This is a genomic window from Quadrisphaera setariae (genome assembly GCF_008041935.1).
Taxonomy (GTDB): domain Bacteria; phylum Actinomycetota; class Actinomycetes; order Actinomycetales; family Quadrisphaeraceae; genus Quadrisphaera; species Quadrisphaera setariae.
The window spans coordinates 161998-187873 of sequence record NZ_VKAC01000001.1 but is presented as its reverse complement, the minus strand read 5'-3'; the positions used below and the strand labels follow the sequence as shown (position 1 = coordinate 187873).

The following is a 25876-nucleotide window of genomic DNA, read 5'->3' as shown; positions in this document are numbered from 1 at the left end:
ATGGGGGTGTCCGGCAGCGGCAAGACCACCGTCGCCCAGCTGCTCGCGAAGGACCTCGGGTGGGTCTTCGCCGAGGCCGACGAGTTCCACCCGCGGGCCAACATCGCCAAGATGGAGAACGGCCACCCGCTCACCGACGACGACCGCTGGCCCTGGCTGGGGGCCATCCGCGACTGGGCGAGCGAGCGCTCCGACGCCGGCGAGGACGCCGTGGTCACCTGCTCGGCGCTGAAGCGCTCCTACCGCGACCTGCTGCGCGGCTCGCGCGCCCGGGTGCGCTTCGTCCACCTCGACGGGCCGCCGGAGCTGCTCGCGCAGCGCATCGGTGGGCGCACCGGCCACTTCATGCCCAGCTCGCTCCTCGGCTCCCAGCTCGACACCCTCGAGCCGCTGGGGACCGACGAGGACGGCGTGGTCGTCTCCGTGGACCAGTCCCCGCAGGACTGCGCCCGCGCCGCCGCCCGGGCGCTCGGCCTGTGAGCCGTCCGTGAGCCAGCTGCCGGCTCACGGCGCCCCCGGCGTCCCGGGCTCCTCCGAGCCGCCCGACGTCGCCGTGGCACCGGCGCCCGACCCCACCGCCGGCTCGCGCAGCCTGCGGCTGCTCGTGGCGTTCGCAGCGGTCGTCGTCGTCATCGCGGGGCTGAAGGCCTTCTCCGGCAGCATCGGGCCCGCGTTCCTGGCGCTGGTGCTCGTGATCGTCGTGCACCCGCTGGGTGCGCGGATCCAGCGGCTCGGCTCCTCGCCGTGGGTGCCGCAGTGGGCGGCCACCTGGACCGGTGTGGCGGCCAACATGGTGGTCGTCTACCTCATCGTCGCGGCGCTGGCGGCGTCACTGGCGTGGGCAGCGGTGGAGCTGGCCACCACGCTGCCGGAGTACGTGGGGCAGCTCACCGTCCTGCGCGACCAGCTGCTCGACCTCATCACGGGCCTGGGGTTCAACCAGGCCGAGCTCATCCGGATGGTCAACAGCGCGAACCCGTACGAGCTGCTGGGGTACGCCCAGACGCTCGTGTCAGGGCTGGCCTCCGGCCTGACGGACTTCGCCTTCGTGCTGCTCCTGCTGTTCTTCCTCGCGCTCGACGCCGCCCCGTTCCCCAAGCTGCTCGACCAGGCCTCCCACCAGCACCGCGACGCCGTGGAGGCGATGCGCACCTTCGCCTCGGGCACCCGGCGCTACCTCGTGGTCTCCACCGTCTTCGGTGCGATCGTGGCGGTGCTCGACGTGGTGGCCCTGGTGTGGCTCGGCGTGCCGCTGGCGCTGCTGTGGGGACTGGTCTCGTTCGTCACCAACTACGTCGCCAACATCGGCTTCCTGCTGGGCGTGGCCCCGCCGGCGCTGCTCGCGCTGCTGGCCAACGGCCCGGAGAACGCCCTGCTCGTGGTGGTCATCTACACGGTCATCAACGTGGTGATCCAGGGGCTCATCCAGCCGAAGATCGTCGGGAACGCCGTGGGTCTGTCGGCCACGCTGACGTTCCTGTCGGTGGTGTTCTGGGGCTTCGTGCTGGGCGGGCTCGGAGCGCTGCTGGCGGTGCCGCTGAGCCTGCTGGCGCGCGCGGTGCTCATCGACGCCGACCCCCGCGCCCGCTGGTTGCTGCCGCTGGTCGCCGGTAGCACTCGGGGTGTCCCGGTGCGGAAGCCGTCGCTGCCGCACCTCCCCCACGTGCACCTGCCGCACCTGCCCCTCCGTCACGGGTCCCCGCCGCCCACGAGCACCCCTTCCGGCACTTCCCCGACGACGACGGACGCCGCAGCACCCGCCCTGGCTGCTCCTGCGCCCACCCCGTCCAGCGGCCCGGGCGCGCACCCCGGCCAGACCGCCTCGACCGGGGACGCCGAGGGTTCCGAGCCGGTCGAGCAGCTCCGGCCGACGTCGGCCGCCGAGGAGTGGACCGGGGTCCCCACAGAGCAGGGATGGCCGGCCGGGCAGCAGGCGGACCCCGAGGACGGCACGGGCCGCCGCGCGTCCCTCGCCCGGCGCCTGCGCTCCGCGGCCGACCGCTTCACCCGCTGACATCCGGGCTCTCGCCCCATCAGCCGGGCTCCCGCCCCATCAGAGCGCGTCATGGGGCGCTCTTTCGCGTCATGGGGCGGAAGTTCGACCGCTGGGGCGGCACCTCGTCCGGGGCACGCCGGGTGGACGGCGTCAGGGCCCGGGGGCGGCGCCGTCCTCCACCGTCAAGCAGGGACGGCGCCCGGGTCAGCGGCGGGACCTGCCCGCGGCCAGCGCCTCAGCGGCCTGCGCGACGCGGGACGCCCGCGTCTCGGCCTTCTTGGCCTCCTCCACCCAGCGCACCCACTCCTTGCGGTGGCTGGGCGCCAGCTGGTCGAAGAAGGCCGTGGCCCCGGCGCCCTCCACGGCCGCGGCCAGGTCGTCCGGGACGGCGAGCGGAGCGGGCGCGGACGCCACCTCCACGTCGACGTCCACCTCGTCACCCGCGGCGAGGCCAGCGGCGGTGCGGTGCTCCGAGGACAGCGGCACCATGACGACGCCGCCCATCGTGCCGGGCGTCGTCGTCCACGAGTACGGCTCCGACGACCCGTCGACGCGCACCACAGTGACGCGCAGCAGCGGCCGCTTCCCCGCTCCGAGCGCCTCGACGACGTCGGCGGGGACCTCGAGCCCGGTGGCGTTCCCGCGCGGGTTGAGCACAGCGGTGCGGTACCTCACGCACCGGATGCTGCCCGGCAGCCGGTCCCGCCGTCCAGAGCCAGCACCTGGACCGCCGGACCGCCTGCAGAGCACCGGGAGGTCAGTCGCCCTTCGGCAGGCCCCGGCTGCGGCCCCACGCCTCGGCGGCCTCGCTGGCCACGGCGACGCCGGTGGCCACGAGCAGCACCGAGGGCCAGGCGCCGATGCGCTTCGCCAGCGGGTGCGAGCCGCCCATCGCCGCCGTGTACAGCGCCCCGAGCACGGCGGCGCCCAGCGGGCCCGTGCTCTTGGCCCACTGCTTCCCGCACCAGGTGCCGGCCAGGCCGAACAGCGTGCCGCCGACCTCGCGCTTCGTGGCGCGGGCGGCGGCGAAGCCGCCCACCAGTCCAGCCGCGGCCACGACGGAGGGGCGCAGCAGCAGCCCGCCCAGGCCGGAACGCGTGTCGCTCATCTGCGCCTCACTCCCACTCGATGGTGCCCGGCGGCTTGCTCGTCACGTCGAGCACCACGCGGTTGACCTCGGCCACCTCGTTGGTGATGCGCGTGGAGATCCGGGCCAGCACGTCGTACGGCATGCGCGTCCAGTCAGCCGTCATGGCGTCCTCGCTGCTCACCGGGCGCAGGACGATCGGGTGCCCGTAGGTGCGCCCGTCGCCCTGCACGCCCACGGACCGGACGTCGGCGAGGAGCACCACGGGGCACTGCCAGATGGTCGAGTCGAGGCCGGCGGCGGTGAGCTCCTCGCGGGCGATCGCGTCGGCGGCGCGGAGGACCTCCAGGCGCTCTCGCGTCACCTCGCCGATGATCCGGATGCCCAGGCCGGGGCCGGGGAAGGGCTGGCGCCCGACGATCTCGGCGGGCAGGCCGAGCTCCGCGCCCACCGCGCGGACCTCGTCCTTGAAGAGCGCGCGCAGCGGCTCGACCAGCTCGAACTGCAGGTCGTCGGGGAGGCCGCCCACGTTGTGGTGGCTCTTGATGTTCGCGGCGCCCTCACCGCCACCGGACTCCACGACGTCGGGGTACAGGGTGCCCTGGACGAGGAAGCGCACCTCGCCGTCGCCGTCAGCACCGGAACCAGCGGCTGTCGACGCCTCCGCTGCGTCCTCGATGACCTCGCGGGCCGCGGCCTCGAAGGCGCGGATGAACTCCCGGCCGATCGCCTTGCGCTTGGTCTCCGGATCGGTGACGCCGGCGAGCGCCGCGAGGAAGGCCTCGGAGGCGTCCCAGACCTTGAGGTTGACGCCGGTGGCGGCCACGTAGTCCCGCTCGACCTGCTCGGCCTCGCCGGCGCGCAGCAGGCCGTGGTCGACGAAGACGCACGTCAGCTGGTCGCCGACGGCCTTCTGGACGAGCGCGGCGGCGACGGCGGAGTCGACCCCGCCGGAGAGGCCGCAGATGACGCGTCCGCTGCCCACCTGGGCGCGGATGAGCTCGACCTGCTCGTCGATGATGCTGCCGGCGGTCCAGTCAGCCGGGACACCCGCTCCGCGGCGCAGGAAGTTCTCCAGCACCTGCTGCCCGAAGCTGGAGTGGGCGACCTCGGGGTGCCACTGCACGCCGTAGAGGCGGCGCTCGTCGTCCTCGAACGCGGCGACCTCGGCCCCGGCGCTCTGCGCGACCACGGAGAAGCCCTCGGGCGCGGCGGTCACCGCATCGCCGTGCGACATCCAGACGCTCTGCTCGGCGGGCTGGCCGTCGAGCAGGGTGGAGCCGTCGGTGGAGGCGCGCAGCTGCGTGCCGCCGTACTCGCGCAGGCCGGTCTGGGCGACGGTGCCGCCGAGGGCGGAGGCCATGGCCTGGAAGCCGTAGCAGATGCCCAGCACAGGCACGCCGGCCTCGAACAGCGCCGGGTCGACCTGGGGGGCGCCGTCGGCGTACACCGAGCTCGGCCCGCCGGACAGGATCACGGCGGCCGGGTCCTTGGCGAGGATGTCGGTCACGGAGGCGGTGCTGGGCACGACCTCCGAGTAGGCGTCGGCCTCACGCACGCGGCGCGCGATGAGCTGGGCGTACTGGGCGCCGTAGTCGACCACCAGCACGGGGCGGTGCTTGGCCTCGGCGGCCACCTCGGCGGGCGGGGTGGCAGCGGTCTGGTCGGTCACGCACGAGCTCCAGGGGTCGAGGGCACGGAGGGGCCGGAGCGGCCGGCGCGCACGTCGGCGACCACCCGGCGCTCGGCCCAGAACGACAGGAACGGCACCACGCCGCACAGGAGCAGGACGACGAGGCGCCCCAGCGGCCAGCGCAGCTTGCTCCACAGGTCGGCCACGGTGAAGAGGTAGACGAAGTAGACCCAGCCGTGGGCGGTGGCCAGGAACGTGCCGACGGAACCCGCGATGCCGAAGCCGTACTTGAGGACCATCTCCACGCACAGCACCAGCAGCATGACGCCGGTGGCGATCGCCATGACCCGGTAGCGGGTCAGGGAGGCCCCGGGGTCGCGGCGGAGCCGGGGAGGGGAAGCGCTGGCGCCGGAGCGCGGGGCGGTGGCGCTCACCGGGGCACCTGCGGGGCGTCGGGCTGCGTCAGCGGACGGGCTTCGGGCACGGCGACATCCTCCCAGGCCCGCAGACCTGCTCTGACGGGCCGGGGCGCCGGGTCCGGCGGGTCGCCGGCGGCACCCCCGCCGTCGTCGTCGTACCCCTCGCCGGCGGCCTCGAGCTCGGCGAGGCGGCGGTCCTCCAGCTCGTCACCGTGGCGGTCTTTGACGATCTTGACCCACATGACCAGGGCGAACGCCGCGAACAGCCACCACTGGAACGCGTAGGAGAGGTTCTGCGGGTCCAGGCGGGGCACCGGGGCCTCACTGGGAACGGCGACGAGGCCCCGCGGCTGGCCGGCGGAGCCCGCGTCGGCCACGAGGTAGCCGGTGTAGAGGCGCCCCGGCCAGACGTTGACGAGGTCACCCGAGCTCAGCGCGCGCAGCTGCCCGTCCGCAGCCACCCCCGTGGGCTGCTCGGAGGCCATGAGGCGGCCCGTCAGCTGCGCGGCGCCGGTGGGCGCCTCCGGCGGGGCCTGGCCCGCGGGCTGCCAGCCCAGGAGCACCGGCAGCAGGCCGCCCGTGGTGCTCTCCTGCAGCGCCGCGACCACCCAGGTGCCGCCGCGCCCGTCGAGGGGGCGGTCCGGCACCTCCTCCACGGGGAGGTCGGCCCAGGTGCCGCTCACCGACACGCGCTGGTGGTCGGCGTGGCCGGTGAAGTCGGCCGCGGGCTGGATCACCTCGCCGATCGGCACCACGGTCTCGGTGGGCGAGACGCGCGCGTGCTGCTGGGAGCGCCCCAGCTGCCACTCCCCCAGCAGGGAGAAGACGACGGCGGCGGCCACCATGAGCAGGAGCAGCCCGAGGTTGGCGGGTCTCAGGGCCGTGCGCAGCACCCCTCCAGGCTACGACCGCGGCGGGACCCCCCGGTCGTGCTGCGGCGCGGGGAGTGGCACGGTGCACAGCAGCACACCCGGAGCGCGCAGGTGCGGCACCAGCGGCGCAACCAGCAGCCGCAGGGAGCAGCCGACGGCACTGCTCGCCCGGGACCGCACCGGACGCGTGGAGACGACGATGACCCGCCTGTTCAACGACCCGTCAGCCTTCGCCGAGGACGCGAAGGCAGGATTCTGCGACGCGTTCTCCTCCTACGTGGTGGACGTGCCCGGCGGGGTGGTCCGCCGGCGCCGCACCCGGGAGGGCAAGGTCGCCGTCGTCGTCGGCGGAGGCTCGGGGCACTACCCGGCCTTCGCGGGGATCGTCGGTCCCGGCTACGCCGACGGCGCGGTCATGGGCAACGTCTTCACCTCCCCCTCGGCCGCCGAGGCCGCCGCCGTGGGACGCGCCGCCTCCGGCGGCGCCGGCGTGCTGCTGACCACCGGCAACTACGCCGGTGACGTGCTGAACTTCGGCCTGGCGGTGGAGCGGCTGGAGGCCGAGGGCATCCCCGCCCGGTACGTGGCCGTCACCGACGACGTCGCCAGCAAGGGCCAGGGGGCCGACGGGAGGCGGCGCGGCATCGCCGGTGACGTGCCCGTGTTCAAGTGCGCCAGCGCCGCCGCCGAGGAGGGCATGTCCCTCGACGACGTCGAGCGCGTGGCCCTCAAGACCAACGAGCGCACCCGCACCCTCGGCGTGGCCTTCAGCGGCTGCACGCTGCCCGGGGCCGACGGCCCGTTGTTCACCGTCCCCGAGGGTCGCATGAGCGTGGGCCTGGGCATCCACGGCGAGGCGGGCATCGACGAGGTGGACATGCCCACCGCCGCGGAGCTGGCGCGGACCCTCGTCGACGGCGTGCTCGGGGACGTCCCGGAGGGCCTGGACGTGCGGGGGGCCCGCGTCACGGCGCTGCTCAACGGCCTGGGGAACACCAAGTACGAGGAGCTGTTCGTCGTCTGGAACGACGTCGCCCGCCTCCTGCGAGAGCGGGGGCTGGAGGTGGTCGAGCCCGAGGTCGGCGAGCTCGTGACGAGCCTGGACATGGCCGGGTGCTCCCTGACCCTCACCTGGCTCGACGAGGAGCTGGAGCGCCTGTGGGGCGCGCCCGCCGACACCCCCGCCTACCGGAAGGGGCGGCTCGTCGAGGCAGCTGCTGGCGGTCAGGACGACGCTGCTGCTGAGGGTGCTGTCCGGAGCGACGACGAGGCCGCGGCAGACGCCGAGGCGCCTCCCCTGTCGACCGGCCCGGCTGACGAGGGCTCGCGCGCCGCGGCCGCGGCGGTGGTGGACGCCCTGGCCGCCGTCGCGGACGCGATGGCGACCGCCGAGGACGAGCTCGGGCGCATCGACGCCGTGGCCGGCGACGGCGACCACGGGCGCGGCATGGTCCGCGGCTCGGCGGCCGCCCGCGACGCCGCCCGCACCGCCGCGGACGGCGGCGCCGGCGCCGGCACGGTGCTCCAGGCCGCGGGCGACGAGTGGGCGGCGCGCGCGGGCGGGACGTCGGGGGTGCTGTGGGGCGAGCTGCTGGGCGCGATGGCGAAGCGCGTCGGCGACGAGGCCGCCCCGGACGGGGCGACCGTGGCCGCGGGGGTCCGCGCCGGGTACGACAGGCTCGGGGAGCTGGGCGGCGCGAAGCCCGGCGACAAGACGATGCTGGACGCGCTCGGCCCCTTCTGCGACACCCTCGACGCGGGCGTGGGCAGCGGAGAGCGCCTGCGCGACGCGTGGGCGGCGGCAGCGGAGAGGGCGGTCCAGGCGGCGGACGCCACGAAGGACCTGACGCCGAAGGTCGGGCGCGCCCGGCCGCTGGCCGAGCGCAGCAAGGGCACCCCGGACGCCGGCGCAACCAGTCTGGGGATGGTGGCCCGGGTGGTGGCCGGCGTGCTGGCGGGCCGCTGACGGAGCGGTGAGCCGGCCCGCTCCGGGTACGGGACGAGCACAGGACCCGCAGGGACGAGAAGGACGAGGAGCACGACGTGGCTGACCAGCAGACCGACAAGCTGAGGATCGTCGTCGGCAGCGACGACGCCGGGTTCGACTACAAGGAGGTCCTCAAGAGGGACCTGCAGGGCGACGACCGCGTCTCCGAGGTCACCGACGTCGGCGTGGACGCCGACGGTGACACCGCCTACCCGCACATCGCCGTCGCCGCGGCGCGCCTCATCAGGGACGGGAAGGCCGACCGGGCGCTGCTCGTGTGCGGCACGGGCCTGGGCGTGGCCATCAGCGCCAACAAGGTCCCCGGCATCCGCGCGGTGACCGCTCACGACAGCTTCTCGGTGGAGCGCGCGGTGCTGAGCAACGACGCCCAGGTGCTCTGCTTCGGGCAGCGCGTGGTCGGCGTCGAGCTGGCCCGCCGCCTGGCCCGCGAGTGGCTGGGTTACACCTTCGACACCTCGAGCGCGTCGGCGGCGAAGGTCGACGCGATCACCGCCTACGAGAGCGACGGCGCCGACGGCCAGCGCTCCCTCGAGGACGCCGAGCGGGAGGCCGCCGGCTCCGACGTCGCCTGACCCTGCCCTCGTCCCCTCCCGCCCCGGACCGGCACTCTCCCGCCCGAGTGCCGGTCCGGGGCCCCTCCCACCGGCACTCTCCCGCCCGAGTGCCGGTGGGAGACCTGTCGGACCGGCGCTGGATCGGGAGAGTGCTGGATGGGGGCGGGCCGCCTAGGGTCGACCGCGGAGGGCGCCCGGCCGGTCTGCGGCCAGCGGCGCGGACAGTCGACGAGGAGGTCTCCGAGTGGCCGAGACGATGCAGGCCGTGGTGTGCCACGGACCGGAGGACTACCGGCTCGAGGAGGTCGCGAAGCCGTCGCTCCCCGACGGCGGCGCGCTGGTGCGCGTCGAGGCCGTGGGCATCTGCGCCTCCGACCTCAAGTGCTACCACGGCGCCGCGAAGTTCTGGGGCGACGAGAACCGCCCCGCCTGGGCCGAGACGGAGGTCGTCCCCGGCCACGAGTTCGTCGGGGTGGTCGAGGAGATCGGCTCGGAGGCGGCGCAGCGGTGGGGCGTGGCGGTGGGCGACCGCGTCACGTCCGAGCAGATCGTGCCGTGCTGGAGGTGCCGCTACTGCCTGCGCGGGGCGTACCACATGTGCGCCGTGCACGACCTCTACGGCTTCAAGCGCCGCACGCCCGGCGCGATGGCGGAGTTCATGACGTTCCCGCCCGAGGCGATCGTCCACCGGATCTCCAAGGACCTCCCCCCGGCGCACGCGGCGTTCGTGGAGCCGCTGTCGTGCTCCCTGCACGCCGTGGAGCGCGCCGACATCCAGTTCGAGGACGTCGTGGTGGTCGCCGGGTGCGGCCCCATCGGGCTAGGCATGATCGCCGGGGCGAAGGCCAAGGGCGCCGCGCACGTCGTGGCCCTGGACGCCGTGGCCTCCAAGCTCGACCTGGCGAAGCGCTCCGGCGCCGACACCGCGCTCGACATCACCACCGACGACATCTACGAGGTGGTCCGCGGCCTCACCGGCGGCTTCGGCGCCGACGTGTACATCGAGGGGACCGGCCACCCCGCGGCGGTCAAGCAGGGCCTGAACCTGCTGCGCAAGCTCGGCACCTACGTCGAGTACGGCGTCTTCGGGTCCGAGGCCAGCGCCGACTGGTCGATCATCAGCGACGACAAGGAGCTGGACGTGCGCGGCGCCCACCTGGGCCCGCACACCTGGCCGAAGGCCATCTCGATCCTGGAGTCCGGCGTGCTGCCCATGGACGACATCTGCAGCCACCAGCTGCCGCTGTCGCAGTTCCAGGAGGGCCTCGACCTCGTCGGCTCCGGCTCGACGTCCGTCAAGGTCTCCCTGCTCCCCGGCTCCTGACCAGCCCCGTCCGTGACCACGGGCGATCGGCCACCCCGGCGGGGGGGCGGCCGATCGCCCGTGATCACGCGGGGTGTGGCTCGTCAGTCGTCGTCGTCGTCCACCCAGTCGAGGGTGCGCTGCACGGCCTTGCCCCACTTGCGGTAGTACCTGTCGGCCTGGGCGCGGTCCATGGCCGGCTCCCAGCGCTTGTCCTCGGCCCACTGCGCGGTCAGCTCGTCCTCGTCGGCCCAGAAGCCCACGGCGAGGCCGGCGGCGTACGCCGCCCCCAGCGCCGTCGTCTCGGCGATCTTCGGGCGCACCACCGGCACGCCCAGCACGTCCGCCTGGAACTGCATGAGCAGCTCGTTGGCGATCATGCCGCCGTCCACGCGGAGCTCGGTGAGGTCGACGCCGGAGTCGGCGTTCATCGCCTCGAGCACCTCGCGGGTCTGGTACGCCGTGGCCTCCAGCACCGCGCGGGCCAGGTGGCCGCGGTTGACGTAGCGGGTCAGGCCGACGATCGCGCCGCGGGCGTCGGAGCGCCAGTGCGGGGCGAACAGGCCCGAGAACGCCGGCACGAAGTAGGCGCCGCCGTTGTCGTCGACCGACTTCGCCACCGCCTCGATCTCCGCGGCCCCGCCGATGAGGCGGAGGTTGTCGCGCACCCACTGCACCAGCGAGCCGGTGACGGCGATGGAGCCCTCCAGCGCGTACACCGGCTTCTTGTCGCCGATCTGGTAGCACAGCGTGGTCAGCAGGCCGTTCTTGGAGGGAACCGCCTCCTCGCCGGTGTTCAGGAGCATGAAGTTGCCGGTGCCGTAGGTGTTCTTGGCCATGCCCTTGGTGAAGCAGACCTGCCCGAAGGTCGCGGCCTGCTGGTCCCCCAGCGAGCCGGCGATCGGCACCCCGGCCAGCAGCCCCTGCGCGCGGGCCTTGCCGTACTCCTCGGAGTTGGACACGATGCGCGGGAGCATCGAGGTGGGGATGCCCATCTCCGCGGCGATGTCCTCGTCCCAGCTCAGGGACCGGTAGTCCATGAGCATGGTTCGCGAGGCGTTGGACACGTCGGTGATGTGCAGGCCGCCGTCGGTCCCGCCGGTCATGTTCCAGATCAGCCAGGTCTCGATGGTGCCCATGAGCAGGTCACCGGACTCGGCCTTCGCCCGGGCGCCGTCGACGTTGTCGAGGATCCACTTCACCTTCGGGCCGGCGAAGTACGTGGCCAGCGGAAGGCCCACCTTGTCCTTGTACCGCTCCGCGCCGCCGCCCAGATCGCCCAGCTCGCGGACGATCCTGTCGGTGCGGGTGTCCTGCCAGACGATGGCGTTGTACACGGGCTTGCCGGTGGTGCGGTCCCAGACCACCGCGGTCTCGCGCTGGTTGGTGATGCCGACGGCGGCGATGTCGCCGGAGCTGACGTTGCCCTTGCCGAGGGCCTGCCCGACCACCTCGCGGGTGTTGGACCAGATCTCCTCGGCGTCGTGCTCCACCCAGCCGGCCCTGGGGAAGATCTGCTGGTGCTCCTTCTGGCCGACGGCCACGACCTTGCCGTCGTGGTCGAACAGCATGCAGCGGGTGCTCGTGGTGCCCTGGTCGATGGCGGCGATGACACTGGCCACGTCGGTTCCTCCTGTGCGTCGTTGCAGGTGCTGGTGCTGAAGGTGGAGCGGGCGGCTCAGAAGACCCGCGAGACCAGGCCCGCGAGGACGCCACCGATGATCGGGCCCACCACGGGGACCCAGGCGTAGCCCCAGTCGTTCCCGCCCTTGTGCCGGATCGGCAGGACGGCGTGCGCCAGGCGCGGGCCGAGGTCGCGGGCGGGGTTGATGGCGTACCCCGTGGGTCCTCCGAGGGAGGCGCCGATGGCCACCACGAGCAGGGCGACGTTGAGCGGCCCGACCTGGGTCGGGGTGTTGCCGAACTGCAGGATCACGTAGACGAGCGTGAAGGTGGCGATCACCTCGGTGACGAGGTTCCAGCCGTAGCTGCGGATCTCCGGCCCGGTGGAGAAGGTGCCCAGCACGGTGCCGGCGTCCTCCTCGGCGTCGTAGTGCTTGCGGTAGACCAGCCAGGCCAGCACGGCGCCGATGAAGGCCCCGACCATCTCGGCGGCGAGGTACACCACCGTGCTGGCGAAGGTCACCGCCACCGGGTTGGCCTCGGTGCTGTAGTTGTCGGTGCCGGAGGCCAGCAGGCCGAGGGTGACGGCGGGGTTGAGGTGCGCTCCGGAGCGCCAGGCGACGAAGACGCCGACGAAGACCGCCAGGCCCCAGCCGAAGCTGATGAGCAGCCAGTCGGCGCCGCGTCCCTTGGTGCGGGCCAGCAGGACGTTGGCGACGACGCCGACGCCGAAGAGGACGAGCAGGGCGGTGCCGAAGACCTCGGAGAAGAAGACGCTGGTGAGTGACACGGTCGGACCTCTCTGTCCCGGTCGGCCCCCGCGCCGCGTCCGCGGCGCGGGGGGTGTTCTCTCGTGGGTGGGCGGCGGGTGTCCGCTGGCACCCTCCTGCCATCAGGCGCCGGCGGCCACCGGAAGCGGCCGGATCTCCGGCGCGCGCAGGCGGGCGCGCTCGGCGGAGGCGTCGTCGGGCTCGACCTCGGCGGCCCGCTCCGCGGCGACCCGCTCGAGGTAGGTGGCCACCTCCTGCTCGACCTGCTCGGCGCTCCACCCCAGGGGGCCGGCCATGAGCTCGGCGGCGGAGCGCGCGGACGCGGTGCCCCGGTCGGCCTGCTCGTAGGACAGGCGCGTCCGGCGGGTGAGCACGTCCTCCAGGTGCAGAGCGCCCTCGTGGGTGGCCGCGTAGACCACCTCGGCCCGCAGGTGGTGGGGTGCGCCCTCCAGCGGCTCGCCGAGGGACGGGTCGTCGTCCACGAGGGCGATCACCTCGTCGACCAGGGAGCCGTAGCGGTGCAGCAGGTGGACGACGCGCTCCTCGCTCCAGCCGCGGGAGGCGGCCAGGCGGTGGCGCTGGTTCCAGCGGACGGCGTAGCCGTCCGCACCGGCCAGGGGCAGCTGGTCGGTGAGCGAGGCCGGGACCTCCCCGGCCGGGGCCACCGGGTCGCCGGGGGCGCGGTCGGCCAGGGCGACGTCGACGACGTCGCGGGCCATCACCCGGTACGTCGTGTACTTGCCGCCCGCGATGACGGTCAGGCCGGGGCGCACCGTGGCGGTGGTGTGCTCGCGGGAGACCTTGGTGGTGGCCGAGCCGTCGGAGGAGACCGGCTGGATGAGCGGGCGCAGCCCGGTCCAGACGCCCAGGACGTCGTCACGGGTGAGGGGGCGCCGCAGCACGGCGTTGGCCTGGGCGAGCAGGTAGTCGACGTCGGCGGCGCTGGCCACCGGGTGGTCCTTGGCGAGGTCCCAGGGGGTGTCCGTGGTCCCGATCACCCAGTGCGTGGTCCACGGGATGATGAAGAGCACGCTCTTCTCGGTCTTGAGGATGAAGCCGTCCTCACCGGCCACGGCGTCCCGGGGGACGACGATGTGCACGCCCTTGGACGCCCGCACCTGCAGGCCCTGGGCGCGGAACAGCTCCTGGGTCTGCTCGGTCCACACCCCGGTGGCTCCGATGACGTGCCGGGCGCGGACCTGCAGCTCCCGGCCGGTCTCCAGGTCGACGGCGGTGACCCCCGCGACGCGGCCGCCCTCCTCCAGGTACCCGGTGACGGTGACCCTGCTGGCGGCGGCCACCCCGTGGCCCACCGCGGTGCGGACGAGCACCTCGACGAAGCGCGCGTCGTCGACCTTGGCGTCGTAGTAGCGGATCGCGCCCACCGCGGCGTCCGGCCGCAGCGAGGGCGCCACGCGCGCCAGGGCGCGGTGCGACAGGTGGCGGTGCAGCGGCACGCCGCGCCCCCCGATGCGGCCGAAGACCCCGGCGAGCGCGTCGTACAGGGCGATGCCGGCGCCCACGTAGGCCCGCTCCCACAGCCGGTGCTGCAGCGGGTAGAGGAACGGCACGGGGTGCACGAGGTGCGGCGCGAGGCGCCCGACGAGCAGCCCCCGCTCCTGCAGGGCCTCGTGCACCAGGGCGAAGTCGAGCATCTCGAGGTAGCGCAGGCCGCCGTGCACGAGCTTGCTCGCGCGGCTGGACGTGCCGGAGGCCCAGTCGCGCTGCTCGAGCAGGCCGACGGTGAGGCCCCGGCTGGCCGCGTCGAGCGCGGCGCCGGCACCGGTGACGCCACCGCCGATGACGAGGACGTCGAGCTGCTCGGCGGCGAGGCGCTCCAGTGCGCGGTCGCGCGCCGCCGGTGAGAGCGCCGTGCTGCCGGTGCTGCCCGTGCCGCGGGGGGTGCCGGTCGAGGTGGTGGAGGACGTCATCGTGGGCCTCTCCGTCGGGGCCGCCGACGTCGGCGGCCGGCTCCGTTCGGGGTCGACCCTGGCCCGCCGCCGAGGGTTGCGGCAATCTGGTGCACAGACGTGCACGTCGCCCGCCCTGGGTGCGGCTGTGCGGCGACGAGGGGGCGTGGCGGTGGGTCGAGACGACGAGCGCCTCGAGCGCGTGGCGCGGAAGTACTACCTGAGCAGGGAGACCATGGAGGCCATCGCCTCGGAGGAGGGGGTCTCCCGCTCCACCGTCTCCCGTCTCCTGGAGACGGCCCGGGCGGCCGGGATCGTCTCCATCCAGGTGGTGCCCGTGCACGGACGTGCATCGGTGGTGGAGCAGGAGATCGCCCACCGCCACGGCGTCTCGACCCGCGTCGTGCCCCTCCCCGACGGGGTCGGCGCCGTCGAGCGGCTGCACCTGGTGGCCCGCACGGCCGGACGCGTGCTCGACAGCGCGGTGGCCGCGGGGATGATCGTGGGGGTCGCCTGGGGCACCACCACGAGCGCGGTCAGCGAGCACCTCCTCGCCCGCCCCCTCGCCGACGTCCAGGTGGTCCAGCTCAACGGGGCCATGAACACCCTCAGCAGCGGCGTCGGCTACGGCACCGACGTGCTGGGGAGGTTCGCCGCCGCCTGGGACGCGCAGGTGCACCACTTCCCGGTGCCGGCGTTCTTCGACCACGTGGAGACCCGGCAGGCGATGTGGCGCGAGCGGAGCGTGCAGCGGGTGCTGCGCCTGCAGCACGCCGCCGACGTCGCCCTCTTCGGCATCGGCGCCTTCGGCGGGGCGGTCCCCAGCCGCGTCTGGGCGGAGGGCTACCTCACCGGTCCCGACCGCGCCGCCCTCACCGCCACGGCCGTCGGAGACGTGTGCACCGTGTTCCTGCGGGCCGACGGCTCGTGGGAGGGGCTGCCGCTCAACGCCCGCTCCTCCGGCCCGGTGCCGCCCGTCCTGCGCCGGATCCCGCGCCGCATCTGCGCCGTCGCGGACGAGGCCAAGGTGCCCGGCCTGCTGGCGGCGCTGGCCGCGGGCCTGGTCACCGACCTGGTGCTCGACGAGCGCGCCGCGCGCGAGCTGCTCTCGGCCCGCGCGGTGACCCGGCGAGCGCTCTGACGGGCACGCCCGCGGGGCCCGACCTACGCTGCCCGCAGCGGAACGGGCCCCGGCGCCCGTCCCCCTGTGACCGAGGGCGCGAGGGAGCGATCGTCATGACGGCTGCGACGCAGGACAGCACGCTGGGCCCGGAGTACCGGGAGCGGGCCTGGAAGGCGCTCGGCGAGGCGCCGTTCGACGTGCTCGTCATCGGCGGTGGCGTCACGGGCGCCGGGGTGGCGCTCGACGCGGCCACCCGGGGTCTGCGCACCGCGGTGGTGGAGCAGCGCGACTGGGCCTCGGGGACCTCCTCGCGCTCGTCCAAGCTCTTCCACGGCGGGCTGCGCTACCTGGAGCAGCTGAACTTCTCGCTGGTGCGCGAGGCGCTCAAGGAGCGCGAGCTCATGCTCACGCGCATCTGCCCGCACCTGGTCAAGCCGGTGTCGTTCCTCTACCCGCTCAACCACCGCATCTGGGAGCGGCCCTACATGGCCGCCGGTCTGACCATGTACGACACCATGGGCGGCGCCCGCTCGGTGCCGGGCTTCAAGAGCCTCACCCGCCGCGGGGCCCTGCGCCTCGCACCGGGGCTGAAGCCCGACGCCTTCGTCGGGGCGATGCGCTACTACGACGCCCAGGCCGACGACGCCCGCCACACCCTCGCCGTCCTGAGGACCGCCGCCCACTACGGCGCGGTGGCGCGCAGCAGCACCGAGGTGGTGTCCCTGCTCCACGAGGGCGACCGCATCGTCGGTGCCACCGTGCGCGACGTCGAGACGGGCGAGACCACCGACGTGCGCGCGACGGTGGTCATCAACTGCACCGGCGTGTGGACCGACGACATGCAGCACCTCGCCGGAGGGCGCGGCAGGTTCCGGGTGCGCGCGTCCAAGGGCGTGCACATCGTCGTCCCGCGCGACCGGTTCGCCTCCGAGACGGGACTGATCCTGCGCACGGAGAAGTCGGTCCTGTTCTTCATCCCGTGGGGAACCCGGTGGATCATCGGGACGACGGACACCGACTGGTCCCTCGACAGGGCGCACCCGGCGGCCACCCGCGCGGACATCGACTACATCCTCGAGCACGCCAACACCGTGCTGCGCACGCCGCTGACCAGGGACGACGTCCGCGGCGTCTACGCCGGCCTGAGGCCGCTGCTGGCCGGTGAGGACGAGGGCACGAGCTCCTTGTCGCGCGAGCACGCCGTGGCCCGCCCGCAGCCGGGGCTGGTCTCCATCGCCGGGGGCAAGTACACGACGTACCGCGTCATGGCCGCCGACGCCGTCGACGCCGCCAAGGCCGACCTCGGCTCGCAGGTGCCGCCCTCGGTGACCGAGCACGTGCCCCTGCTGGGCGCTGACGGCTACCACGCGCTGGTGAACCAGGTCCCCTCCCTGGCCGCGCGCTACGGCGTCCCCGAGCACCGGGTGCTGCACCTGCTCAACAGGTACGGCTCGGAGGCGCTCGACCTGCTCGACCTGGGCCGCGACAGGCCCGACCTGCTCGAGCCGCTCGAGGGCGCGGAGGACTACCTGCGCGTGGAGGTCGTCCACGCGGCCACCCACGAGGGGGCGCTGCACCTGGACGACTTCCTGGCCCGGCGCACCCGCATGTCCATCGAGTACGGCCACCGCGGCGTCGGTTCCGCGCAGGCCGTGGCCGAGCTCGTGGCCCCGGTGCTCGGGTGGGACGACGCGCGGGTCGCCGAGGAGGTCCGCAGCTACACCGAGCGCGTCGCGGCGGAGCGGGCCAGCCAGGAGCTGCCCGACGACGAGGCGGCCGACGCCGCGCGCCGGGAGGCACCCGACTCGCGCCCGCTGCTCAACGCCTGACGCGCGCCCCAGCGGGCGGGAGGTGGCGGCCCGCACGGGTCGCCGCCTCCCGCCCGCCGTGCGACGGTGGCCGGGCGCGGAGCGGCCAGCGCCGCGCCTCGAGGGCGAGCGCGGCGAGGGGGCCACAGCGATGGCAGGCAGCAGCCGGACGACGGCGGACGGCCCGACGGCCCCACCCCTCAACGACCCGAGCGAGACGCGGCTGGACCGCATCGGCGTCCCGCACGTCCTGCGGTGGGGGTTCCTCGCGGTCATCGTCTTCATGACCGGCAACGCGGTGGAGACCAACTTCATCGCCCCCCACCTCGCCGAGGCCCTCGGGGGTCGGGAGGCCGCTGCGGCGACGATCATCTCCGCGTACGGCCTGGCCGTTCTCGTCGGCTCCTACCTGGCGGGCGCGCTGTCCGACCTGCTCGGCCCGCACCGGGTGATGACGCTCGGCCTCCTCGTGTGGGTGGTCTTCGAGGTCCTGTTCCTGCTGTCGCTGGAGACGGGGAACCTGCCCGCCATCGCCGCGACGTACTTCGTCCGGGGCTTCGGGTACCCGCTGTTCGCCTTCGCGTTCCTGGTCTGGATCAACGCCGTGGCCCCGCGCGAGCGGGCCGGCACGGCCGTCGGCTGGTTCTACGTGATGTTCACGGGCGGTCTGCCCACCCTCGGCGCGCTCGTCGCCATCGCGGCGATCCCCGCCTTCGGCGGCGGCTACGGCGGGGAGACGGGGGCGATGTGGATCTCGATCGCCCTCGTCGTCCTCGGGTACGCGCTGTCCTTCCTCGTCCGCGAGCCCCATGGCCGCCGACGGCTCGTCCCCGCGTCGGAGAGCGCCGGCTCGGTGCTCGGCAGCGGCGTGAAGCTGGCCGCGCAGGAGCCGAGGGTGCTCGTGGGCTTCCTGGTCCGCATCATCAACACCGCACCGCAGTACGGCATGTTCGTCATCCTGCCGGGCGTCATCGGCGGGACGCTGGGCTGGTCGCAGTCCCAGTGGCTGCTCATGAGCAGCGTGGTCTACGCGTCGAACATCGCCTTCAACGCCGTCTTCGGCGCCATCGGCGACCGCTGGGGCTGGGTGCGGACGGTGCGCTGGTTCGGCGTGCTCGGGTCGGCGGTCGGTCTGCTGCTGTGGTGGTACGTGCCGCACGCGGTGGAGCCCGGCTCCGACGGTGGCTACGTGCTGGCCGTGCTGGCCGGCGTGGTGTTCGGGGTGATGCTCGCGGGGTTCGTGCCGCTGGGCGCGATCCTGCCGCAGCTCACCGAGCGCAAGGGCGCCGCGATGGCCGTCTACACGACGGCGGCCGGCGGCGCGGCGTTCCTGGGGGCCGCCGTCGTCGCGCTGGTCCGGCCGTGGGGCGGCGACGCTGGGACGGTGTGGGCCTTCGTGGCGCTGTACGCGGTGGCGTTCGTGCTCTGCCACTGGCTGCGGGTCGACCAGCCGAAGGACGCCCACCACTGACGCCGCCGCCCGCGACCACCGCGGTGGCGGTGGTCGCGGGCGTGTGCGCGCCGGGTCGGGTCAGGTCGGCTGGTAGGGGCTGACGACCACCTCGACGCGCTGGAACTCCTTGAGGTCGGAGTAGCCCGTGGTGGCCATCGCGCGGCGCAGCGCGCCGAGCAGGTTGGTGGTGCCGTCGGGCGTGGTGCCCGGGCCGACGAGGATCTCCTCGAGGGAGCCGACGGTGCCGACGCGCACGCGGCGCCCGCGCGGCAGGTCGGGGTGGTGGGCCTCCGGGCCCCAGTGCCAGCCGCCCCCGGGCGCCTCGGTGGCGCGGGCCAGGGCGGCGCCGAGCATGACGGCGTCGGCACCGCAGGCCACGGCCTTGACCACGTCGCCGGAGCGGCCCATGCCACCGTCGGCGATGACGTGCACGTAGCGGCCGCCGGACTCGTCGAGGTAGTCGCGACGGGCAGCGGCGACGTCGGCGATGGCGGTGGCCATCGGGGCGTGGACCCCGAGGGCGCCGCGCGTGGTGTGGGCCGCTCCCCCGCCGAAGCCCACGAGCACGCCGGCCGCGCCGGTGCGCATGAGGTGGAGCGCGGCGGTGTAGGTGGAGGCGCCGCCGACGATGACGGGCACCTCCAGCTCGTAGATGAACTGCTTGAGGTTCAGCGGCGGCACCTCGGCCTCGCTGGCAGCCACGTGCTCCGCGGAGACGGTGGTGCCGCGGATGACGAAGAGGTCCACGCCCGCGTCCACCACGGTCTTCCACAGCTGCGCGGTCCGCTGCGGCGACAGCGCGCCGGCCACCACCACGCCGGCGTCACGGACCTGCCTCAGGCGCTGCGCCACGAGGTCGGGGTCGATGGGGGCGTCGTAGATCTCCTGCATGCGGCGGGTGACCGACGTGCTGGAGGCGCCGTCCTCGTCGCTGAGCGAGGCGACCTCGGCCAGCAGCGGGCGGGGGTCCTCGTAGCGGGTCCACAGGCCCTCGAGGTCGAGCACGCCGAGCCCGCCCAGGCGGCCGATGGCGATGGCGGTCTCCGGGCTGACCACGGAGTCCATCGGCGCCGAGATCACCGGCATCTCGAACTGGTAGGCGTCGATCTGCCAGGAGACGCTGACCAGCTCCGGGTCCCGGGTGCGCCGGCTGGGGACGACCGCGACGTCGTCCAGCGAGTAGGCGCGCCGGCCGCGCTTGCCGCGGCCGATCTCGATCTCGTAGGCCATGGGTGCTCCTGTCGGTGTCGCGGCTGCTCAGCGGCCGCTGTAGTTGGGCGCCTCGAGCACCATCTGGACGTCGTGCGGGTGGCTCTCCTTGAGGCCCGCGGAGGTGATCTGCACGAACCGGCCGCGCTCCTTCAGCTCGGGCACCGTGGCCGCGCCGGTGTAGAACATCGACTGCCGCAGACCACCCACCAGCTGGTGCGCGACGGCGGAGAGGGGGCCGCGGTAGGGCACCTGCCCCTCGATGCCCTCGGGCACGTACTGCTCGGCCGCGGCGACGTCGTTCTGGAAGTAGCGGTCCTTGGAGAAGCCACGGCCACCGGCGCGCGTCTGCTGGGCGCCGAGGGAGCCCATGCCGCGGTAGGACTTGTACTGCTTGCCGTTGATGAACACGAGCTCGCCCGGGCTCTCGTCGCAGCCGGCGAGCAGGGACCCGAGCATCACGGTGTCGGCACCGGCCACGAGGGCCTTGGCGATGTCGCCGGAGTACTGCAGGCCGCCGTCGCCGATGACCGGGACGCCCGCGGGACGGCAGGCCGCCGCGGCCTCGGCGATGGCGGTGACCTGGGGCACGCCGACGCCGGCGACCACGCGGGTGGTGCAGATGGAGCCGGGGCCCACACCCACCTTGACGCCGTCGACGCCGGCCTCGACCAGGGCGGCGGCGGCGGCGCGGGTCGCCACGTTGCCGCCGACGACGTCCACGTGGGCGGCGGCCGGCTCGGCCTTGAGGGCGGCGACCATCTCCAGCACCGCCCGGGAGTGGCCGTGGGCCATGTCGACGACGAGCACGTCGACGCCCGCCTCGACCAGCAGCATGGCGCGCTTCCAGGCGTCGCCGAAGACGCCCATGGCGGCGGCGACGCGCAGGCGGCCGGCGTCGTCCTTGGTGGCCAGCGGGTACTGCTCGCGCTTGGTGAAGTCCTTGACGGTGATGAGCCCGCGCAGGCGGCCCTCGCGGTCGACCAGGGGCAGCTTCTCGACCTTGTGCTTGGCCAGCAGCGCCATGGCGTCCTCGCCGGAGGTGCCGACGGGGGCGGTGACCAGCGGCATGCGGGTCATCACCTCACCGGCGGTGCGCGAGCGGTCGACCTCGAAGCGGAGGTCGCGGTTGGTCACGATGCCCACCAGGTGGGAGCCCTCGTCGACCACGGGCACCCCGGAGATCCGGTAGCGGGCGCACAGCGCGTCGACCTCGTCGAGGGTGGTCTCCGGAGTGCAGACCACGGGATCGGTGACCATGCCCGACTCGGAGCGCTTCACCAGGTCGACCTGGTTGGCCTGCTCCTCGGGGGACAGGTTGCGGTGCAGCACGCCGAGGCCGCCCTGGCGCGCCATGGCGATGGCCATGCGCGACTCGGTGACGGTGTCCATGGCGGAGCTGAGCAGCGGGACGGCCACCTCGACGCGCTTGGACACGCGCGAGGCGGTGTTCGCAGCGCTGGGGATGACGTCGCTCTGCCCCGGCAGGAGCAGGACGTCGTCGAAGGTGAGGCCGAGGCCGTCGAGCGGGAGGGTGGAAGCACCGAGGAGATCGGTCACCCCCCGATCGTAGAGGCCCTGCGCACCTGCTCCTCCCCGCGCGGACGGCGCCCGCGCGCACGCCCGCCGCACGGCCACCGACCCTCCCCGGAGCGCCGGAGCACCAAGGGATCCCCAAGAGCTGGTCAAGAGACCGTCCCAGCGGGTCAAGGGGAGGCAAAGCAACAGGAGACACCCAGCGAACTCGCAGGTCAGAGCCTTGTGGACAGCCGCGCGGGCTCGGACCATCAGCGCCACCGCGGACGCCCGAGGGGACGCCCCGCAGACCCTGGGAGGGGACCATGGCGACCACCACCGCCACCGCGCCACCGGCACGAGGAGGTCGCGCGCTCAAGCGCGAGATCGGCGTCATCGGGATGCTCTGGGCCTCCGTGGGCTCGATCATCGGGTCCGGCTGGCTCTTCGGCGCCAAGAACGGGCTCGTGACCGCCGGGCCGGCGGCCGTCATCTCCTGGGCCATCGGCGGCGTCGCCGTCCTCGTGCTCGCGCTCGTCCACGCAGAGCTGGGCGGCATGTACCCGGTCTCGGGCGGCTCGGCGCGCTTCCCCCACTACGCCTTCGGCGGAGCCGCCGGCGCCTCGTTCGGCTGGTTCTCGTGGCTGCAGGCCGCCACGGTCGCGCCCATCGAGGTCTCCGCGATGATCAGCTACGCCCAGCACTACTCGTTCGCCTCCGGGTGGCTCGACTCCGCCGGGCTGCTCACCCCCAGCGGCATCGCCGTCGCGGTCCTGCTCATGGCGGTGCTCAGCGCCGTCAACTTCCTCGGGGTGCGGGCGCTGGCGCTGACCAACAGCACCGCCACCTGGTGGAAGATCGCGATCCCCCTGCTGGCCATCTTCGCCATCGCGATGGGCGGCGGCGGGCTGCACACCGCCAACTTCACCGCCGCCGACGGGTTCGCCCCCGGCGGCGTCCAGGGCGTCCTCGCCGCCGTCTCCACCAGCGGCATCATCTTCAGCTACCTGGGCTTCGAGCAGGCGGACCAGCTGGCCGGCGAGAGCACCAACCCCAAGCGCGACGTGCCGCTGGCCATCATCGGCTCGGTGGTCATCGGTGTGGTCCTCTACGTGGCGCTGCAGGTGGTCTTCCTGCTCGCGCTGCCCTCCAGCGCCATCGGGTCGACCTGGGCGCAGACCACCGGGGGTGCCTTCGGCGCGGCAGACGGCCTCTGGTCCGGGCCGTGGGCCGCGCTCGCCACGGTGGCGGGGCTGGGGTGGCTGGCGGCCGTGCTGTACGCCGACGCGATCGTCTCCCCCGGGGGCACCGGCCTCATCTACACCGCTGCCACCAGCCGCGTCAGCTACGGCCTGGCCCGCAACGGCTACGTGCCGGCGTTCTTCGAACGGGTCAGCAGCAGGGGCGTGCCGTGGGTCGGCGTCCTCACGTCGTTCGTCATCGGCTGCGTGTGCTTCCTGCCGTTCCCCAGCTGGCAGTCGCTCGTCGGCCTCATCACCTCGGCCAGCGTGCTGATGTACGCGGGCGCGCCGCTCTCGCTGGCGGTCTTCCGCAAGCGGCTCCCCGAGGCCGACCGGCCCTACCGCCTGCCCGTGGCCGGCGTGCTCGCGCCGCTGGCCTTCGTGATCTCCAACCTCATCATCCTGTGGACCGGGTGGGACACCGACTGGAAGCTGGGCGTCGCCATCCTCATCGGCTACGCGATCCTCGGGCTCAGCCGCGTCACCGGGTCGACGAGCCACGCGCCGCACCTGCACTGGCGCTCGGCGCAGTGGCTGCCGGTCTACCTGGTCGGCATGGGCGCGGTCGTCTTCGCCTCGGGCTACGGCGACGGCGAGGGCTGGCTCGGGGTGTGGAGCAGCCTGGCGGTGACCGCGCTCTTCAGCCTCGTCATCCACTACTGGGCGGTGGCGGTGGCCCTGCCCGCCGAGGAGATCCGCGAGATGCTCGCCGAGGTCGCCGACGACGAGGACGCCCTGCCGGGGCTGCCCTCGCACTGAGGCACCCGCCCCGAGCGGTGGGGGACGACGAGGCCCGGCACCCCCGCGGGGGGGCCGGGCCTCGTCGTCGTCCGGCGGGTGCGGGTCAGTGCACCATGCCGAGGCGGAAGCCCTTGGCCACGGCCTGGGCGCGGTCAGCCGCGTCCAGCTTGCGGAACAGGCGCCGCGCGTGGGTCTTGACGGTGTCCTCGGACAGGAAGAGCTGCTTGCCGATCTCGGCGTTGCTGCGGCCCTCGCCCATGCCCGTGAGCACCTGCAGCTCGCGCTCGGTGAGCGAAGGAGCGGCGCCCTCCTCGGTGCGGCGGCTGCCGCGACCGCGCACGCCCGCGTCGCTCATGGCGCCGATGACGGCGGCCACCAGCTCCGAGCGCGTGGCGTCCTTGACCACGTAGCCGCGGGCGCCGGCGGCGACCGCGCGGGCCACGCCCTCGACGTCCTCGGCCACGGTCAGCATGAGCACGCCGGCACCCGGGTGGCGGGCCAGCAGGCGGCGGGCCGCCTCGACACCGCCGATGCCCGGCATGCGGACGTCCATCAGCACGAGCGCGGGGCGCTCGACCGGCCAGCGGGCGAGCACCTCCTCGCCGGAGCTGGCGCCGACCACGCGCCCCACCCCGGCCACACCCGCGACCGCTCGCCGCAGGTTCTCCCGCACGAGCGGGGAGTCGTCGCAGACCATCACCGTCGCCATCGCAGACACCGTCGCCACCTCCGTGTGCGCCGGCCCGAACAGCCGGCTGTCCTGGAGGTGTCATCGGCACGGATCGGGCCGACCTGAGCGCTAGGGCTCGGTGGCCTCGAGCAGCACCTCGAGCGCCGCGGGCAGCGCGGGGGCCTGCAGCACGGGCCGCGCCGGGGGCAGCGCAGCCCCCGCCCACCCCGGTCCGGACAGCACCAGGCGCACCGGGTGCCGCAGGCGCGGCAGGGGGCCCAGCTGGGCCGTCGCGTCGGCCACCGGCTGCTCGGCGTGCACGAGCACGGCGGCGGGGCCGGTGCGGCGCACGGCGGCCGCCACGGCCTCCCGGGGCAGCCCGGGCGCGAGCACCCAGGGGCGCACGCCGTGGGCTGCGACCGCCGCGGCGAGCACGTGCAGGGGCAGGGAGTCGACCTCGCCCTCCGCCGCGGCGAGCAGGACGACGGCGGTGGTGCGCTCCGGCGGCCGGCGCAGGGCCCGCAGCGCCTCGAGCGTGGCGGCCGCCAGGAGGACCTCGGAGTCGACGCCCGGACCAGTGGCCTCCCACCGGCGGCCGAGAGCGGCCCGCGCCGGCTGCACCACCTCCTCCCAGGCGCGCAGCGGCCCCCTCGCCGAGCAGGCGGCGAGCACGGCCGCCGCCGCACCGGGCGAGTCACCGGCGAGCACCGCGCGCTGGAGGGCGCCCTGGCCCGCGGGCGAAGGCCTGCGCGTCAGCGGGGTGCGGTCGGCGGGGAGGACCGCGCTCCAGACACCGAGGTCGCTCGCGAGGGCCACCACGGCCGGCACGTCGCCGGTCGCGACCGCGTCGTCGGGCTCCTCGAGGTCGGTGTCGGAGCCCTCGCCCGCGCTGGAGGCCAGTGCCATCGCGGCTTCGGTGGGGTCGGTGCTCAGGGCGGTGGCGGCAGCGGTGACGGGCGGGACGCCCTCCAGCGTGAGCCGGCGCATCACGACGAGGCGGGCGAGGTCCTCGGGGGTGTAGCGGCGGTGCGAGCCCGACTCGTGCTCGCTGGGGCCGAGGCCGTACCGGCGGGCCCACGTCCGCAGGGTCGCGGGGGCGACGCCGAGGCGGCGCGCAGCTGCCGCGACGCCCAGCGACACGCCCGAGGGGGCGGCGTTGGGGGTGGGCACCCGCACAGTGTGGTCGGGTGGTCATGACGTCGCCACCTCGCCCCCCGCCCTGGCCACGAGCGGGTGAGCGGCGCGCGGGGCCGCTGGCGGCCCGAGGAGCACGGGTTGTTCACACCAACGGCCCAGGCAGAGGTCCTTGAACAACCCCTGACGCGGTTGTAGTGTCGTACCTGACGAGCCCGGAGCCACCTCGCGGTGGCTCTGAGCAGGGAGTACCCCCCTCGTCGCGGATCCACACCCGCGACGGGAGGTGTGCACCTGCGCGCTCCCCCGAACCGCTCGTGCCGCCCGAAGACCTCACGGAGGACCCCATGGCTGAGATCTCCCGCCTCCCCGGCCCCGTCGCCGACATCTGGGAGTGGCAGCTGCAGGGCTCGTGCCGCGAGCACGACACCAACCTGTTCTTCCACCCCGAGGGCGAGCGCGGCCCGGCCCGGCGCAACCGGGACGCCGCCGCCGTCGCCATCTGCTCCGCGTGCCCCGTGGTCGAGGACTGCCGCCAGCACGCCCTCACCGTCCGCGAGCCCTACGGCGTCTGGGGCGGCCTGACCGAGGACGACCGCGAGCGCATCTACGCGGCGCAGCGCTCCCGCCGCACCCCCAACCCGGTGGTGGCCGAGACCCGCATCGCCGAGGTCGGCTGACGCCGCAGGCAGCGCACGCCCGCGACGAGGGCCCCGGACCAGCTGGTCCGGGGCCCTCGTCGTCGTGGGCCCGGCCCCTCCGCCCGGCCCCCGCCCGACCTCGGGCGAACAGGAGGAGCCCCCCGGA

General features: G+C 74.4%; 22 protein-coding genes. 10 read left to right on the top strand and 12 right to left on the bottom strand.

What is annotated here, in order from left to right; translation table 11 throughout:
- Together FMM08_RS00985 and FMM08_RS00980 are read left to right on the top strand one after the other, a co-directional pair.
- Complete coding sequence (locus FMM08_RS00985; protein ID WP_147924833.1) at nucleotides 1-480, top strand: gluconokinase; 480 nt, start codon at nucleotides 1-3, stop codon at nucleotides 478-480.
- Between the two features lie 7 nt (nucleotides 481-487).
- Entirely contained in the window at nucleotides 488-2014 is a 1527-nt protein-coding gene (locus FMM08_RS00980; RefSeq protein WP_222710260.1) for an AI-2E family transporter, read from the top strand.
- Between the two features lie 186 nt (nucleotides 2015-2200).
- Here the strand turns inward: FMM08_RS00980 and FMM08_RS00975 are convergent, their stop codons facing one another.
- The 5 genes from FMM08_RS00975 to FMM08_RS00955 all read right to left on the bottom strand — a co-directional run bounded on the left by FMM08_RS00975 (nucleotide 2201) and on the right by FMM08_RS00955 (nucleotide 6028).
- Nucleotides 2201-2671, bottom strand: a complete 471-nt coding sequence (locus FMM08_RS00975; protein WP_147924467.1) for a YdeI/OmpD-associated family protein — start codon at nucleotides 2669-2671, stop codon at nucleotides 2201-2203.
- Nucleotides 2672-2753: 82 nt separating this feature from the next.
- Nucleotides 2754-3104 carry a hypothetical protein gene (locus tag FMM08_RS00970; RefSeq protein WP_147924466.1) on the bottom strand — a complete coding sequence of 117 codons (351 nt, stop codon included), beginning with the start codon at nucleotides 3102-3104 and terminating at the stop codon, nucleotides 2754-2756.
- 7 nt (nucleotides 3105-3111) lie between these two features.
- Complete coding sequence (gene guaA / locus FMM08_RS00965; RefSeq protein WP_255471915.1) at nucleotides 3112-4755, bottom strand: glutamine-hydrolyzing GMP synthase; 1644 nt, start codon at nucleotides 4753-4755, stop codon at nucleotides 3112-3114.
- Nucleotides 4752-5150, bottom strand: coding sequence for a DUF3817 domain-containing protein (locus FMM08_RS00960; RefSeq protein ID WP_255471914.1), 399 nt, complete (start codon nucleotides 5148-5150; stop codon nucleotides 4752-4754). The genes guaA and FMM08_RS00960 overlap by 4 nt, the downstream gene beginning before the upstream one ends.
- On the bottom strand, nucleotides 5147-6028 hold the full coding sequence (locus tag FMM08_RS00955) for an SURF1 family protein (protein WP_147924465.1): 882 nt from the start codon (nucleotides 6026-6028) through the stop codon (nucleotides 5147-5149). The genes FMM08_RS00960 and FMM08_RS00955 overlap by 4 nt, the downstream gene beginning before the upstream one ends.
- Nucleotides 6029-6206: 178 nt before the next feature.
- Here FMM08_RS00955 and FMM08_RS00950 point away from each other — a divergent pair, with 178 nt between their 5' ends.
- The 3 genes from FMM08_RS00950 to FMM08_RS00940 all read left to right on the top strand — a co-directional run bounded on the left by FMM08_RS00950 (nucleotide 6207) and on the right by FMM08_RS00940 (nucleotide 9893).
- Nucleotides 6207-7973, top strand: coding sequence for a dihydroxyacetone kinase family protein (locus FMM08_RS00950; protein WP_147924464.1), 1767 nt, complete (start codon nucleotides 6207-6209; stop codon nucleotides 7971-7973).
- Between the two features lie 77 nt (nucleotides 7974-8050).
- Nucleotides 8051-8587: a ribose-5-phosphate isomerase gene (locus FMM08_RS00945; RefSeq protein ID WP_147924463.1), complete on the top strand. Its 537-nt coding sequence runs from the start codon at nucleotides 8051-8053 to the stop codon at nucleotides 8585-8587.
- Nucleotides 8588-8825: 238 nt separating this feature from the next.
- Nucleotides 8826-9893 carry a zinc-binding dehydrogenase gene (locus FMM08_RS00940; protein ID WP_147924829.1) on the top strand — a complete coding sequence of 356 codons (1068 nt, stop codon included), beginning with the start codon at nucleotides 8826-8828 and terminating at the stop codon, nucleotides 9891-9893.
- Between the two features lie 83 nt (nucleotides 9894-9976).
- Here FMM08_RS00940 and glpK read toward each other — a convergent pair whose 3' ends face one another.
- From glpK to FMM08_RS00925, 3 genes are all read right to left on the bottom strand, one after another.
- Complete coding sequence (gene glpK / locus FMM08_RS00935; protein WP_147924462.1) at nucleotides 9977-11494, bottom strand: glycerol kinase GlpK; 1518 nt, start codon at nucleotides 11492-11494, stop codon at nucleotides 9977-9979.
- 56 nt (nucleotides 11495-11550) lie between these two features.
- A complete protein-coding gene (locus FMM08_RS00930; protein WP_147924461.1) occupies nucleotides 11551-12285 on the bottom strand; it encodes an MIP/aquaporin family protein in 735 nt (244 codons plus the stop codon).
- 102 nt (nucleotides 12286-12387) lie between these two features.
- Nucleotides 12388-14196 (bottom strand): glycerol-3-phosphate dehydrogenase/oxidase, encoded by a 1809-nt coding sequence (locus tag FMM08_RS00925; protein ID WP_147924460.1) that lies wholly within the window; start codon nucleotides 14194-14196, stop codon nucleotides 12388-12390.
- A gap of 145 nt (nucleotides 14197-14341) precedes the next feature.
- Between FMM08_RS00925 and FMM08_RS00920 the strand changes: the two genes are divergently transcribed.
- From FMM08_RS00920 to FMM08_RS00910, 3 genes are all read left to right on the top strand, one after another.
- Nucleotides 14342-15316 (top strand): sugar-binding transcriptional regulator, encoded by a 975-nt coding sequence (locus tag FMM08_RS00920; protein WP_222710259.1) that lies wholly within the window; start codon nucleotides 14342-14344, stop codon nucleotides 15314-15316.
- 95 nt (nucleotides 15317-15411) lie between these two features.
- Entirely contained in the window at nucleotides 15412-17127 is a 1716-nt protein-coding gene (locus FMM08_RS00915) for a glycerol-3-phosphate dehydrogenase/oxidase (RefSeq protein ID WP_147924459.1), read from the top strand.
- Nucleotides 17128-17257: 130 nt separating this feature from the next.
- The gene (locus FMM08_RS00910) at nucleotides 17258-18577 is read left to right on the top strand and encodes an RbtT/DalT/CsbX family MFS transporter (RefSeq protein WP_147924458.1); all 1320 of its coding nucleotides are present in this window, start codon (nucleotides 17258-17260) and stop codon (nucleotides 18575-18577) included.
- Between the two features lie 60 nt (nucleotides 18578-18637).
- On the opposite strand, the gene FMM08_RS00905 is transcribed toward FMM08_RS00910, so the two are convergent.
- Nucleotides 18638-19789 (bottom strand): GuaB3 family IMP dehydrogenase-related protein, encoded by a 1152-nt coding sequence (locus FMM08_RS00905; protein WP_147924457.1) that lies wholly within the window; start codon nucleotides 19787-19789, stop codon nucleotides 18638-18640.
- A 27-nt stretch (nucleotides 19790-19816) separates the two neighbouring features.
- A complete protein-coding gene (gene guaB, locus FMM08_RS00900) occupies nucleotides 19817-21328 on the bottom strand; it encodes an IMP dehydrogenase (protein ID WP_147924456.1) in 1512 nt (503 codons plus the stop codon).
- Nucleotides 21329-21609: 281 nt separating this feature from the next.
- Between guaB and FMM08_RS00895 the strand changes: the two genes are divergently transcribed.
- Nucleotides 21610-23283 (top strand): APC family permease, encoded by a 1674-nt coding sequence (locus FMM08_RS00895; protein WP_147924455.1) that lies wholly within the window; start codon nucleotides 21610-21612, stop codon nucleotides 23281-23283.
- 85 nt (nucleotides 23284-23368) lie between these two features.
- Here the strand turns inward: FMM08_RS00895 and FMM08_RS00890 are convergent, their stop codons facing one another.
- Nucleotides 23369-23974 (bottom strand): response regulator transcription factor, encoded by a 606-nt coding sequence (locus tag FMM08_RS00890; protein WP_147924454.1) that lies wholly within the window; start codon nucleotides 23972-23974, stop codon nucleotides 23369-23371.
- 90 nt (nucleotides 23975-24064) lie between these two features.
- A complete protein-coding gene (locus tag FMM08_RS00885) occupies nucleotides 24065-25105 on the bottom strand; it encodes a MerR family transcriptional regulator (RefSeq protein WP_187279449.1) in 1041 nt (346 codons plus the stop codon).
- Between the two features lie 311 nt (nucleotides 25106-25416).
- Here FMM08_RS00885 and FMM08_RS00880 point away from each other — a divergent pair, with 311 nt between their 5' ends.
- On the top strand, nucleotides 25417-25749 hold the full coding sequence (locus FMM08_RS00880) for a WhiB family transcriptional regulator (protein ID WP_147924452.1): 333 nt from the start codon (nucleotides 25417-25419) through the stop codon (nucleotides 25747-25749).
- The last annotated feature ends 127 nt before the right edge of the window (nucleotides 25750-25876 follow it).